The organism is Planctomyces sp. SH-PL14, from assembly GCF_001610835.1.
Taxonomy (GTDB): Bacteria; Planctomycetota; Planctomycetia; order Planctomycetales; family Planctomycetaceae; genus Planctomyces_A.
In genome coordinates this window covers 6,899,764-6,912,162 of record NZ_CP011270.1, presented here as the reverse complement: position 1 = coordinate 6,912,162, position 12,399 = coordinate 6,899,764, and the positions used below count along the sequence as shown (strand labels likewise).

Sequence of the window (12,399 nt, the reverse complement as noted above, 5' to 3'; positions counted from 1 at the left end):
TCCGGTTCGACCTCCGCATGTCCCCGCACACCCCTTTCGAAACCGTTCAGTCGCTCGCCGGCTCCGCCCGGCTCGTCCCCGTGTACCGGCAGATCCTGGGGGACAACCTGACCCCGATCTCCGCCTTCTGCAACGCCGGCTGGGGACCGGAGGCGTTCCTCTTCGAGAGCGTCGTCGGCGGCGAGAAGGTGGGCCGGTTCAGCTTCCTCGGCGGCCGTCCGTTCCTCCGTCTCGAAGCGACCAGGAAGGACGTCCGGATTACCGAAGGGGGCCGGACGACGACGCTCCAGAGCGACAACCCGCTCCAACTCCTGCAGGAGAAGGTGGACGAGTACCGCTCGATCCATCTGCCGGGCCTGCCGCGGTTCTGCGGCGGAGCGGTCGGCTACGCGGGGTACGACGTTATCCGCTACTCAGAGCGGCTTCCGAACGCTCCGCCGGACGACCGTGAGCTGCCGGACCTCTCGTTCGCCTTCTACGACGAGATGGTGATCTTCGATCACATCCGCAAGACGGTCCTCGTCGTGGCGCACGTCCGCACCGACGTTGCCGACCTCCGGGCGGAATACGCCCGGGCCTGCGCCGCGATCGACGACCTGTGCGGCCGCCTCGAACGGCCGAGCGGCCTGTTGCCGATGCGGGACATCAACCTCTCCATCGAGCCGCAGACGCGGTACGTCTCGAACTTCGCCCGCGAGGAGTTCGAGGCGGGGGTCGAAAAGTGCAAGGAGTACATCCGCGCCGGCGACATCTTCCAGGTCGTCATCAGCCAGCGTCTGGAAGTCGACACCTCGGCCACACCGCTCGACGTCTACCGGGCCCTGCGGGTCGTGAACCCCAGTCCCTTCATGTTCCTCCTCAACTCGCCGGACAGCTCGCTCGTCGGCAGCTCGCCGGAGATCATGGTCCGGGTCGAGGACGGGATCGTGACGATCCGCCCGCTGGCGGGAACCCGCGTCCGCGGCCAGAACGAAGAAGAGGACGCGGCGCTCGCCGCCGAGTTGATCGCCGACCCCAAGGAGCGGGCCGAGCACGTCATGCTGGTGGACCTGGCGCGAAACGATGTCGGCCGGGTCGCGCAGTACGGCACGGTCGAGATCAGCGACGTGATGCAGGTCGAGCGGTACAGCCACGTGATGCACATCACGTCGAACGTCCACGGCCGCCTCAAGCCGGACACCTCCGCGATGGACGCCCTCCAGGCGGGCCTGCCGGCGGGAACCGTCTCCGGCGCCCCGAAGGTCCGGGCGATGGAGATCATCGACGAGATCGAGCGGCACCGCCGCGGCCCCTACGCCGGCGCGGTCGGCTACATCGACTTCACCGGCAACATGGACACCTGCATCGCGCTGCGGACGCTCGTGATGGCGGGAGGGAAGGCTTACGTTCAGGCCGGGGCCGGGATCGTGGCCGACAGTGTCCCGGCGAGCGAGTACCAGGAGACGCTCAACAAGGCCAAGGGGCTGCTGAAGGCGATCGACGTCGCCGAACGGCAGCTCCGCCGCGGCTGAACGGCCGCGCCCGGTTCCATCACGAAGGCGGGTGACCTCCGGTCTCTCGTCTCTGGCCCCAGTCCGTCGCCCACCCGTTGACCCCGATCGTCGAACAACTTGATCCGTCTCCATCGGTCGGCACGGCCCTCCGACAGATGGAAGGCCGCGGCAGCCCGATTCTCTTCGACAGCTCCCTGCTCCGCCCTCCGCTCGGTCGGTATTCGAGCCTGTCGGCCGACCCCGTTCGTGTGTATCGGCTCGATGAACCGACGGCCGATCCGTTCTCGGCGATCCGCCGTGACCTGGCAGCCTTCGGGACGATGCCTTCTCTGCCCGACCTCGGGGGCTTCGTGGGAGGAGCGGCCGGCTTCCTGAGCTACGAGATGGGGCGGTCGTTCGAGAGACTTCCGGTCCCCCGCCTCCCCGGCGCTCCGCTCCCGGCGATGCACGTCGGCCTCTATGACTGGTCGATCGTCTGGGATCACTTCACGGGTCGCTGCTGGATCGCCAGCACCGGCTTCCCGGAGACTAGCGAGACGGCGCGTCTGGCGCGAGCTCGGGATCGCATCCGACAGGTCCGGGAATGGCTCGGTGCTCCGCCCCTGGCCGCACCGCAAACGGTGCCGGACGGTGGAGTGGAAATCGATGGCCACTCGCTGGCGATGCCGTCCCTTCCTCTGCTCAAGAGCAACTTCACCCGGCCGCAGTACCTGGAGGCGGTTGCTCGCGTTGTCGAATACATCCGGGCCGGCGATATCTTCCAGGCCAACCTCTCGCAGCAGCTCAACCACCCCTTCGGGGGTTCGCCCGTGGAGCTCTACGAGATCCTGCGGAAGGTCAATCCGGCGCCGTTCGCTGGCTACATGGCCGCAGACGGCTGGGCGATCGCCAGCGCCTCGCCCGAGCGGTTCTTCGAAGTCCGCGGCGACGAGGTCTCGACCCGGCCCATCAAGGGGACCCGCCGCCGCTGGCACGACCGACCGGAGGCGGACCTGTTCCGCGCGGACGAGCTCCGCGAGAGCGACAAGGATCTTTCCGAGAACGTCATGATCGTCGACCTGCTCCGCAACGACCTCTCGCGGGTCTGCCGGCCGGGATCGATCCGCGTTCCCCAGCTCTGCCGCGTCGAGACCTACGAGACCGTCCAGCACCTCGTCTCCGAAGTCCGGGGCGAACTCCAGTCCGGCCGTGACTTCTGGGACACCCTCAGCGCGGCCTTTCCCGGAGGATCGATCACCGGCGCCCCGAAGGTCCGGGCAATGGAGATCATCACGGAATTGGAGCAGATCCCCCGCGGCCCCTACTGCGGCACGCTCTTCTACTCCGGCTTCGACGGCCGCTCGGACAGCAACATCCTGATCCGGACGTTCGTGATAGCCGAGGGGCTTCTTCGCTGCTCGGTCGGCGGAGGAGTGGTCGTGGCGTCCGATCCGGCGGCCGAGTACGCGGAGACGCTTCACAAGGCGGCGGGGATGCTGCGGGCTCTCGAAGCGTGGCAACAGGCCGCCCATTGAGCCAGGCAGCCGACCGGATCAGCCGGCCGCGGCGATCGATCGGAGGAGCGTCTCGGTCCGGCCGACATCGGTGAGGCTCGGCGTCGGGATCAGGCCGCCAGCAACGCGGCGGAAGAAGAGGTCGAGGTTCACGTCGAGGCGGGACCGCTCATCGCGAAGGTGTTCCGTGTGGCAGTCCTCTTCGGTCTGCCAGGTGATCTCGGTTTCGCCCGTCAGAACCGCCCGGCCCCGCTCGCACTCGATCCGCCACACGGGACGCGGCGGCGATTGGGCCTCGTCGTCAACGGGCCGCTCCACCGTGGAGATCCGGACATCGGTCTTTCCGAGTTCCAGATGCACCGCTCCTGCCGCGCGGTGCCCCTTGGGCTCGCCGCGGGTGCCCGAGACGAGGAGCGACCAGTCGCAGGCGGTCCGCAGCCACGCGGGCGACATCTCGGGAACCTCGATGTCGATCGTCCGGCAGGGGCCGAGACGGGTGGCGAGCAGTTCCCGCAGCCGGAGCGTGGCCGGCGTGTAGCGCCACGACAGGTCCGGGCAGACGATCCCCCCCGCCTCTTCGACCTGCGACAGAAGTTGTTCCACCTGTCCGTCGAGCTCCGCCACGGCGCTGGCGGCGAGATAGACCGGCAGTCCGCGTTCGAGGACCTGCCGGACCATGTGTTCGCCGCGCCAGCCGAGGCGGCAGCAGATGACGGCCCGCAGTCCCGGCGTCCGGAGCATCCCCTGCACCGCGCCCGTCACCTTCAGTCGTTCCTGCCTGGAGAGAAGCCGCTTCCGCGCGGCGGGTTCCTCGAACATCGTGGCGACCGTGAGCCGCGCGTTGGACCGGATCCGCGGCTCCAGGTCCTCGAACCACTCGCTCGTCAGCCCGATCACACCCAGCGTTATGCGGGAATTCATCCGATGGATTGAGCTGATTGAGGAAGGAAGCGATGTCCTCGCTGCGGGCCGTTCCGCGTGGCCGTCAGGATCTCAGGACCGGTCTCGGTCATCAGGAGCTGATGTTCGAACTGGGCCGAGAGGCTGCGGTCCGCCGTGACGACGGTCCATCCATCCGCCAGCGGGCCGACGGTCTCCTTGCCGCCGAGATTGAGCATCGGCTCGATCGTGAAGGAGACTCCAGGAACGAGGATGTCCTTGCGGCTTTTCCGAAACGGAACGTGCGGGACGCCGGGGTCCTGATGGAACTGCCGGCCGATCCCGTGGCCCTGGAAGGTCTCGACGACACCGAAGCCGTTGAGCCGGCCGAACTTGGCGATCGCGAAGCCGATCTCGATCACGGAGCTGTAGGGCTTGACCGTGTCGATCCCGACCCACAGGGCGTCGAAGGCGGCCTGGACCAGCCGCCGGGCGTCGTCCGAGACGTCGCCGATGAGGAATGTTTCCGAACAGTCGCCATACCAGCCGTCGACGATCGTCGTGCAGTCGACGTTGACGATGTCTCCGTCGCGGAGGACGTCATTGGACGGAATGCCGTGGCAGACGACTTCGTTGATGCTCGTGCAGATCGTTTTCGGGTAGCCGTGGTATCCGTAGCAGGCGGGGATGTGGCCGTGGTCCCGGGTGTATTCTTCGGCGATGCGGTCGAGGTGGTCGGTGGTGATTCCGGGGCGGACTTCGGACCGGAGGAGGTCGAGCACGCTGGCGTTGAAGGCTCCGGCGGCGCGCAGTCCTTCCCGCTCTTCGGGCGAGTTGTAGGTGGGAAGGCGAGATCCCTTCCCGAGGGTAAACAGGCGTCGCATTCGGTTCCGCTCCACGGTCTGTCTGATTGTGGCGGACCGGAACACTGGAATCCAGCCAGCGTCCCGCTGGACTGGGTGGCCGTGGAACGATGGGATTGAGCGGGCGGAAGTCGTGCCGGCATGGACGCGGTTCGGGCAAAAGGTGAAATCGCGGTTTTGCGAGTGATCGAACATCGTGCTGGGCCGATGGGTGCTCCATTCGCCCCCCAACGTCGCTGGTCAACCGGGTCCAGGGGCACCCTGGTGGGGGATGCAAGGGGGCAACGCCCCTTTGCCCGCCGGAGGCCTGGCCCCTCGAGAGTCGTCTGAAGGAGATCGTGTCCAAGCGTGGACAACGTGTCGTATGTCCCCTCACCAACCCGCGGGGATTGCAAAGCAGGTGGTGTGGGTTGAGGGAGCCCTCGACGCTGGTACCACAAAGGGGTCATCCGTTGCCTGCCACGGTTCCTCATGGAAGTGCCTCCGGCGGCAAGGGGTTGCCCCCTTGACCCCGGCTGCCGTCGCACATTGGGTTTGGAGCCAACAGCGCTATGCCGGCGAGGACGTTGTTCGTCCCAGCGGGACAGGACATTCCCCCCAACCGTCACCAATCACCATCCATCAAATGCCCTCGCTCCCCCTCCTCTCACGAGTCTGCTAATTTCCGGGGCTCCAATTCGTTCCCGCCCCCGCTCCTCCTGCACAAACCTGTGGCGACGCCCGACCCCAAAGAAAACGATGCCCACAGCATCATCATCAGCGTCCTCGTCGTTGACGACGACGAGGCCCACGCGGAAGCGGTCGCGGAAAGCCTGGAACGGGTCGGCTGCGAATGCACCATCGCCCCCTCCGGCAAACGCGGCATCGAACTGATCGAAGGCGAGAACTTCGACATCGTCATCACCGACCTCAAGATGGACGATGTCGACGGCCTGATGATCCTCCGCAAAGCCAAGGAGGAACTTCCCGAGGCCGAAGTCATCGTCCTCACCGGCCACAGCTCGATCAATTCGGCCGTGACCGCCATGCAGGCGGGAGCCTACACCTACCTCACCAAACCGCTCGACATCCAGGAACTGCGGGCCGCCGTCGACAAGGCGGCCGAACGGGTCCGCCTGATCCGCCGGAACGCCGCCCTCAGCCGGCGGCTCGACGAGAAATTCGGGTTCGAAGGGGTCATCGGCAACAGCCCGGCGATGAACCGGGTCATCGACAAGCTCAAGGCTCTCGCGCCGACCGAGACGACCGTCCTGATCCTCGGCGAGAACGGCACCGGCAAGGAACTGGCCGCCCGGGCCCTCCACCAGAACAGCAACCGCAAGAACAAGCCGTTCGTCCCGCTCAATATCTCGGCTCTCCCGCAGACGATCCTCGAGAGCGAACTCTTCGGCCACGAGCCGGGGGCCTTCACCGGGGCGGTCACGCGGCGGATCGGCAAGTTCGAGTACGCCCACGGCGGAACGCTGTTCATGGACGAAGTCGGCGAAATGCCGATGGAGACCCAGATCAAGCTCCTCCGGGTCCTCGAAGACCGCAAGATCACGCGGCTCGGGTCCAACGAGGAGAAGGCGATCAACGTCCGGCTCCTGGCGGCGACGAACGCCGACCTCAAGGAGATGATGGAAAAGGGGACGTTCCGGCGAGACCTGTACTACCGGCTCTCCGTCGTCTCGGTCGTTCTCCCGCCGCTCCGCGAACGGCAGCCCGACATCCCGCTCCTGATCGAGCACTTCGTCAAGGAGTTTTCGAAGGTCTACGGCAAGGAAGTCCAGGGAGTCACCCGCGCGGCGCGGCATGCCCTGATGCACTTCGACTGGCCGGGGAACATCCGCCAGATCCGCAATACGATCGAGGGGATGCTGGCCCTCGATACCGACGGCCTCCTCGACGTCGACGACCTTCCCGACGAGATTTCACCGCTCGCCAAGACCGCCGGCCCCGACGGGACGCCGCTCGCCAGCGGAGCCGACTTCCTCGTCGGCCGCCCGATGGAAGAGGTCGAAAAATACTACATCGCGCGAGCCCTGGAGCTCTCCGGCGGGAACCGCGAGGAGGCGGCCAAGATGCTCAACATCGGCGAGCGGACGCTCTACCGGAAGATCAAGGAATTCGATCTCAAGAGCTGACCCGGCCGGGTCGCCTTATCTGAGTCCATCCGCGTTGATCTGTGGCCGGTCCAAAAGGAACTTCAGCCGCTGATGGACACAGATTCACACGGATAAGACCAAAGACCTTGGCCCCGATTAATGGAGCCGCACGGGGAACTGAGCGAAGTCGGAGCCGTGAACGAAGACTACTTGCGGGCTTCGATCCGGGCGAGCGATTCGTCGGAGCGCTTGCGGGCTTCCCGGGCGTCGAGAATGACCTGACGGAAGCGGTCCGGCCAGGGGACCCCTTCCAGCTTCATCAGGACGTCACCGCGGGCGTTGACCAGTTCGAGGTCCGCCGCCCGGAAAAACGCCTGCCCCGCCTGCGTCACCACGTTGACCTGTTCGATCCCGGCGAGAGGGATCTTCTCGACGAGGCCGCGACCGATGATGTTCCGGATCTCAACGCTGCGGTTGGTCAGGACGTAGCAGGAACCGACGACCTTCTGCAGCAGATAGATCGTCAGGGCGACCGGGGCCAGCGGCAGGCAGAACAGCAGGTAGGAGAGCTTGACCCCGTTGATTTTCACCGGAACGGAGTCAAACAGCGATCCGAGCGAGCGGCCGAGGGCCGACGCGCCGACCGAGGGATAGACCGCTTCAAGCGTCCGCTCCTGATTGGGGCTGACACCGGCGATCGGCTGAACGGTCCACGACGCAGTTGACGACATCCGCACTCTCCTGCGAACCACGAAGGGAGCCGCAAGCTACCAGAGAATCGGAACGCCTTCCATGCTCTCGCGAAGTTGAGAAAACCCGGGCTGGCAGCCCCCGATCGGCGCCCGCGCCGGCCCTCAGTCCGGCCGGCTGGCGCCGGAATCCCCACTCTCGGCGACGGTCCACGTTCCCGACCGCCCCCCCTGCTTCTCGAGGAGCCGGATCCCGGTGATGACCATCCCCCGGTCGATGCTTTTGCACATGTCGTAGACCGTCAGGGCCGCGACGCTGACCGCCGTCAGGGCTTCCATCTCGACGCCGGTCCGCCCCTGCACCCGCACGGTGCTCTCGATCCGCAGCGTCCGGTCGCTGCCGGGACGCAAGTCGACGCTCGCGGCGTCGAGGCCGAGGGAATGACAGAGCGGGATCAGATCGGCGGTCCGCTTCGTCGCCATGATCCCGGCCAGCCGGGCGACTTCCAGGACGTCCCCCTTAGCGAACTCCCGGTTCAGGATCCGGGCCAGCGTTTCGGGACGCATCTCGACAAAGCCTTCGGCCCGCGCCAGGCGCTCCGTGACCGGCTTGCCGCTGACGTCCACCATGCGGCTGGCCCCCGTGTCGTCGAAGTGCGTCAGGTCGGACATGCGAGGCTTAAGGAAGGAGGAAGAATCGATCGACCTGCGAGTCGACGGAGGGGCATCGACTTCATCGGGGTCGTTGCGGGAGACCGGGCGGTTACTTTCCGTCGGCCAGACGGAGCGTCAGGTTGAGAGTTCCGGAGTTGTCCCCGAGCGATCCCCAGGAATCGGCACAGCGGAGGAAGAGATCCCCTTCGCCGGGGGGCGAAAACGTCTCGACGTCTCCGATCTCGAACGGCTCACTCAGGGTGTAGTCATTGAACAGGATGCCGGTCAGCTTCCCCTTCCCTTCCTCGTCGCCGCCGGCACCGATCGGCTCGCCGTCCTTCGAGAGCTTCCATTCACCGGTGATGTCCAGGGAATACTCGGTCCCCGGAGTCACGTGGAGCTTGGCGGGCTGCCATCCCCGCCCCGCCTTGACCTGGGCCTTGTGGCTCGTCTTTCCCTTGAGCGTCTTTCCGCGGGCCTTCCAGTCCCAGGAACAGAGGTCGACGCGATAGCCCGGCTCAAGATCCTTCAGGAACTGGCGGTACTCGAAATCGATCTCCTTGGACTGCGTTCCGTAGACGGTCCAGAACGAGATATCCCGCTGCTCCGCCAGCAGCGACAGGCCGAGCGGCTTGAACCGCTGCGTGTAGTTCTCATTGAAGCCGAGCAGATGGCAGAGGGCCCAGCGGCTGGCGTAGTTCTGCCACGAGTCCCCCGTCGTTTCGAGCGGGTTGTCCACGATTTCCTTGATCGGCTTCACCTTGGACTGCTTCAGGAATTCCACGACGACTTCGTGAGCGTTCACCCCCTTTTCGTCCGCGCGCCAGTACTGGCCCACCTCGGCCATCCCTTCGGCGTACCAGACGGGTCCAGCGGTTCCGTACGACAGGATGCAGTAGGCGTGGACCGCCTCGTGCTGCGGCGTGCCGTGGTCGGCGATCGCGTAGACGACGGCGATGGCGTCGACCGCGCGACCGGTCGTGCCGCTGCGACGGGTCATCCCCAGCGTCACGCCCGCCTCGTTGCGGATCGACTGGATTCCGTCCGGATCCATCTTGGACGTGACCGCCTCGGGCCAGCTGGCAATGTTCTTCGCGACGTACATGTCGATCGTCCGGGGGTTCTTCCGGCCGAAGTAGCCCGAGACGAACTTGATCATGACCTCGAGCCGCCCCAAGAGCTCTTCGGCCCCTTTGTCGCCCAGATCGGTCACCAGATGGAAGTTGGCGGAGGAATACTCCTTGGGGCCGAAGTTCTCTTCCGCCGTCTTCTTGCTTTGCGAAGTCTTGCTGGACTGAGCCAATCCAGGCGTTGCGAAGAAAGCGGCCACGACCAGCAGGACCCAAGCACTTCTCATCACGTCACTCCGACAACGAAACGTCCCGCCCCGGGCAGCGGCAGACAGCCCACGACTCCTCACGCCAAAGCCCAACGTTCTGACGCAGGAACCAGACTACCGACTTTTCCCTCGATTCGCTGCGCTCAGCTTCCGCTCCCCGCCCGATCCGTCCCTCCCCCCACCGGCGTCGATCGGCCGGGGATTCCGTCTGTGAGGGCGTGTTGCCATCGCGGCCGACGTGGCGAATCGGAAACATCGCCGTGAGAGCGAGGCCCCGCTTTGACTTGCGTCGAGCGGCGGCAACGGACGTTGCCCTGTGGCCACAGCGGCGAGATGCGGCCACAGGGACGGACTTCGGTCGCCGCAGGCCACTGACCGAAACGCAAACATTGACCCAAAAATGACTTAAGAATTGTCCATGGAGTGGCCGTCAAGAAATCTTGGCGCGCCCGGCCCGGGTGGCATTCAGCCTGCTTTACATCTCCTGCATCACCCAACCCACCCACTGCAAGTGACACACAAAGGTTCGATTTCCATGACTCGCCTCCTCAACGCTCTTGTTCGCGACGAAGCCGGTTTCATCGTTTCGGCTGAACTGGTCCTGGTCGCCTCGATCGCCGTCCTCGGACTGGTGGTCGGCCTGAGCGAAGTCTCCCTCAACGTGAACAACGAACTCGAAGACGTCGGTTCGGCCTTCGCCTCGATCGATCAGGGCTACTGCGTCGAAGGGCTGAGCGGCCACAAGGGGAAGAGCAAGGGAAGCCACTTTCAGGATTGCCAGGACTTCTGTGCCGGCCAGTACGACGTTCAGTAATGACGTGAGGCGGAAGGCTTAAGGCTGAAGGTAGAGATCAAACCGGAAGCATTGGCCACAACGACGAACGGAGACTCACTCGCTTCGCTTGTCTCGCCGTCCGCCCGAATCCAGGAGAAGGCCCAATGGCCAGGCACCGCCGTCGGACATAGATCACCCGGCGGCTTCAGAGGAAAGAGCACAACGAAGAACTCACTCACCCTCGCCCCGCTCGACCTGCCGCCTTAAGCCTCAAAAAAACGAAGCCAGCCCCCGGAGAACTCCGGGGGCTGGCTTCGTGAATGCCGGTCGAACGGGAACGATCAGCGGGCGTCGGAGTCCTGGAAGCTCCAGGTTTCGCCGCTCGGAAGACGGCAGTTGTAGGACTGGTTCAGCCGCACGCCTTGCCCGATGTCTTTGAGCTCTTCGTTGACATTCCCCGCCACTTCGGAGAGTCCGGACACCAGGCCCAGGACGCCAACCGTCCCCGCCAGGACCAGTTCCGACGAAACCACGAAGCCGCATTCATCCTGCCACAGGCTCTTGACCATCGTTCCCATCGCGTCGTTCATTCCCGGTTTCGGAGGTTGGTGCTGGGGCCGACGGACGACCCGCGGAAACCGTAGGTCACGAATCGGAAACTTGAGCCAAAGTTCGGGGGACCGTTCAGAACCGTTGACATTCCCCTCGGACTTTTCCGAGCGGAACGGTCGCCCGTGTTGCACCGATCCGGCAAACTGAGAGGATCGGGAGGGTTATGCGGGTCGACGGAGCCGCGCGGGCATCACAGCCTGTGAAGCCGAAGGGGACTGCACATTTGGGCCGCCGCGACCCGTCGGATTCCCCGTCAGCATCCGCGCGGCGTCGTTGACTTTCGTTGGTCGCGACCGGTGTAATGGACGAGCCGTGCCCGCGATTTGCGTTCGCCGTCCGTGACGTCCGCATCGCCCGTACGGCCTGCAACGATGAGGAACTGACCATGCGTTTTGTGGTGATGACGGCCTGTGTCGCCGTGATGGCGTGTCTTCAATCCGCTCCGGCACAGGCTCAGATGATGCCTTGGGGAACGTGGGAGACGCGCTACGGCAGCGGGTCGATGTTCACCTCATACGGTCCGTCGTACTACACCGGTTACGCTCCGGTGTACTACACCGCCGCCTATGGCCCGTCGTACTACAACGGCGGCTGCTGCGGCATCTCCAGCCCCTGCAGCGGAGGGGCCTGCGGCGGCTGCTCGTCCTGTGCGTCGGGCTGCTGCGGGAACTACTCGGCCGGATACGGCTACGACTGTGGATGCGGGACCGGCTGCTGCGACGGATGTGCCGGTGGCTGTAACGGGTGCAGCAGTTGCGGCGGCAGCGGATGCAGCAGTTGCGGCGGGTCCGGATGCAGCGGCGGGAACTGTGCGAACTGCGCCGGGACATCGTCGGGGTCGAACATGACCCCCACGCCGGACAACAGCCGCCCCGCGGGTCCGCAGCCGACTCCGGCGACTCCGCTGCGGAACCCCGAGGGGGACGGCTTCGATCGCGCCACGACTCCCCCCGCCAACACGGGGACGTTCGACGGAAACCGGCCCAGTTCGATCCCGGGCAATACGCCCCCGAACAACGCGAATCCGGCCAACAACTGGTCAACGCCCGCGCCCGCCAGCAATATCGAGCTCGGCCCGCGTGGAGGGACCCCGCGGGGTCCGGCCGCAGGCGAACCGGGCGGCGGAGCGGCTCCGGCGTACACGCCGCCGGCTTCGAGCATTCCTTCGGGGGAACGCTTCAACAATACGAATCCCGGCGCCAACACGCCGGCGAGCAATGAGTTCAATCCGGGGAACAATGTCCCCCGCTCGAACGAATTCAATCCGGGCAATGACGACAGCATTCGACTGAACAAGCCCGACACGTCGAGCATTCATTACATCGACGGGCCGATCGCCCATCGTTACGAAGCCCGTCGTCTGCGGAGCCAGCTCGCGACCGCTTCCAAGCCGCTGAAGGTCTCGCGCGTCGCCGTTCAGGACGTGGCCGCTCCCTCGGAGCAGATCGCCAGCAACCGCTGATCGGTCCTCAGGACATTCCGGATCCCCTCAACGACCTCGAGGCGCCCCAGGCG

The 12,399-nt window shown here is 65.5% G+C and carries 11 protein-coding genes; 5 read left to right on the top strand and 6 right to left on the bottom strand.

The features are described from left to right. The first annotated feature begins 17 nt into the window (after positions 1–17). Entirely contained in the window at positions 18–1,511 is a 1,494-nt protein-coding gene (trpE, locus tag VT03_RS26520; RefSeq protein WP_075095799.1) for an anthranilate synthase component I, read from the top strand. Between the two features lie 77 nt (positions 1,512–1,588). Beyond that, on the top strand, positions 1,589–3,007 hold the full coding sequence (gene pabB, locus VT03_RS26515; protein ID WP_075095798.1) for an aminodeoxychorismate synthase component I: 1,419 nt from the start codon (positions 1,589–1,591) through the stop codon (positions 3,005–3,007). 18 nt (positions 3,008–3,025) lie between these two features. Here pabB and VT03_RS26510 read toward each other — a convergent pair whose 3' ends face one another. Continuing rightward, positions 3,026–3,907 (bottom strand): hypothetical protein, encoded by an 882-nt coding sequence (locus VT03_RS26510; protein ID WP_156514772.1) that lies wholly within the window; start codon positions 3,905–3,907, stop codon positions 3,026–3,028. Then, positions 3,904–4,749: a type I methionyl aminopeptidase gene (gene map / locus VT03_RS26505; RefSeq protein ID WP_075095796.1), complete on the bottom strand. Its 846-nt coding sequence runs from the start codon at positions 4,747–4,749 to the stop codon at positions 3,904–3,906. Before map ends, VT03_RS26510 begins: the two co-directional genes overlap by 4 nt. 689 nt (positions 4,750–5,438) lie before the next feature. Between map and VT03_RS26500 the strand changes: the two genes are divergently transcribed. After that, positions 5,439–6,854, top strand: a complete 1,416-nt coding sequence (locus tag VT03_RS26500) for a sigma-54-dependent transcriptional regulator (RefSeq protein ID WP_231870526.1) — start codon at positions 5,439–5,441, stop codon at positions 6,852–6,854. A 167-nt stretch (positions 6,855–7,021) separates the two neighbouring features. On the opposite strand, the gene VT03_RS26495 is transcribed toward VT03_RS26500, so the two are convergent. From VT03_RS26495 to VT03_RS26485, 3 genes are all read right to left on the bottom strand, one after another. After that, positions 7,022–7,546, bottom strand: coding sequence for a hypothetical protein (locus VT03_RS26495; protein WP_075095795.1), 525 nt, complete (start codon positions 7,544–7,546; stop codon positions 7,022–7,024). Between the two features lie 123 nt (positions 7,547–7,669). After that, positions 7,670–8,176 (bottom strand): cyclic pyranopterin monophosphate synthase MoaC, encoded by a 507-nt coding sequence (gene moaC / locus VT03_RS26490; protein WP_075095794.1) that lies wholly within the window; start codon positions 8,174–8,176, stop codon positions 7,670–7,672. Between the two features lie 91 nt (positions 8,177–8,267). Next, a complete protein-coding gene (locus VT03_RS26485; RefSeq protein ID WP_075095793.1) occupies positions 8,268–9,515 on the bottom strand; it encodes a hypothetical protein in 1,248 nt (415 codons plus the stop codon). Between the two features lie 517 nt (positions 9,516–10,032). Here VT03_RS26485 and VT03_RS26480 point away from each other — a divergent pair. Next, the gene (locus VT03_RS26480; RefSeq protein ID WP_075092741.1) at positions 10,033–10,311 is read left to right on the top strand and encodes a branched-chain amino acid aminotransferase; all 279 of its coding nucleotides are present in this window, start codon (positions 10,033–10,035) and stop codon (positions 10,309–10,311) included. A 302-nt stretch (positions 10,312–10,613) separates the two neighbouring features. Here VT03_RS26480 and VT03_RS26475 read toward each other — a convergent pair whose 3' ends face one another. Next, positions 10,614–10,862 carry a hypothetical protein gene (locus tag VT03_RS26475; RefSeq protein WP_075095792.1) on the bottom strand — a complete coding sequence of 83 codons (249 nt, stop codon included), beginning with the start codon at positions 10,860–10,862 and terminating at the stop codon, positions 10,614–10,616. 407 nt (positions 10,863–11,269) lie between these two features. Between VT03_RS26475 and VT03_RS33810 the strand changes: the two genes are divergently transcribed. Next, positions 11,270–12,346 carry a hypothetical protein gene (locus VT03_RS33810; protein ID WP_156514771.1) on the top strand — a complete coding sequence of 359 codons (1,077 nt, stop codon included), beginning with the start codon at positions 11,270–11,272 and terminating at the stop codon, positions 12,344–12,346. Positions 12,347–12,399: the final 53 nt, after the last annotated feature.

Bases quoted from the DNA above. Each gene is read 5' to 3' on its own strand.
- trpE (WP_075095799.1), top strand. From the start codon at position 18: ATGTCCCCGCACACCCCTTTCGAAACCGTTCAGTCGCTCGCCGGCTCC.
- VT03_RS26510 (WP_156514772.1), bottom strand. From the start codon at position 3,907: ATGAATTCCCGCATAACGCTGGGTGTGATCGGGCTGACGAGCGAGTGG.
- map (WP_075095796.1), bottom strand. From the start codon at position 4,749: ATGCGACGCCTGTTTACCCTCGGGAAGGGATCTCGCCTTCCCACCTAC.
- VT03_RS26495 (WP_075095795.1), bottom strand. From the start codon at position 7,546: ATGTCGTCAACTGCGTCGTGGACCGTTCAGCCGATCGCCGGTGTCAGC.
- moaC (WP_075095794.1), bottom strand. From the start codon at position 8,176: ATGTCCGACCTGACGCACTTCGACGACACGGGGGCCAGCCGCATGGTG.
- VT03_RS26485 (WP_075095793.1), bottom strand. From the start codon at position 9,515: ATGAGAAGTGCTTGGGTCCTGCTGGTCGTGGCCGCTTTCTTCGCAACG.
- VT03_RS26480 (WP_075092741.1), top strand. From the start codon at position 10,033: ATGACTCGCCTCCTCAACGCTCTTGTTCGCGACGAAGCCGGTTTCATC.
- VT03_RS26475 (WP_075095792.1), bottom strand. From the start codon at position 10,862: ATGAACGACGCGATGGGAACGATGGTCAAGAGCCTGTGGCAGGATGAA.
- VT03_RS33810 (WP_156514771.1), top strand. From the start codon at position 11,270: ATGCGTTTTGTGGTGATGACGGCCTGTGTCGCCGTGATGGCGTGTCTT.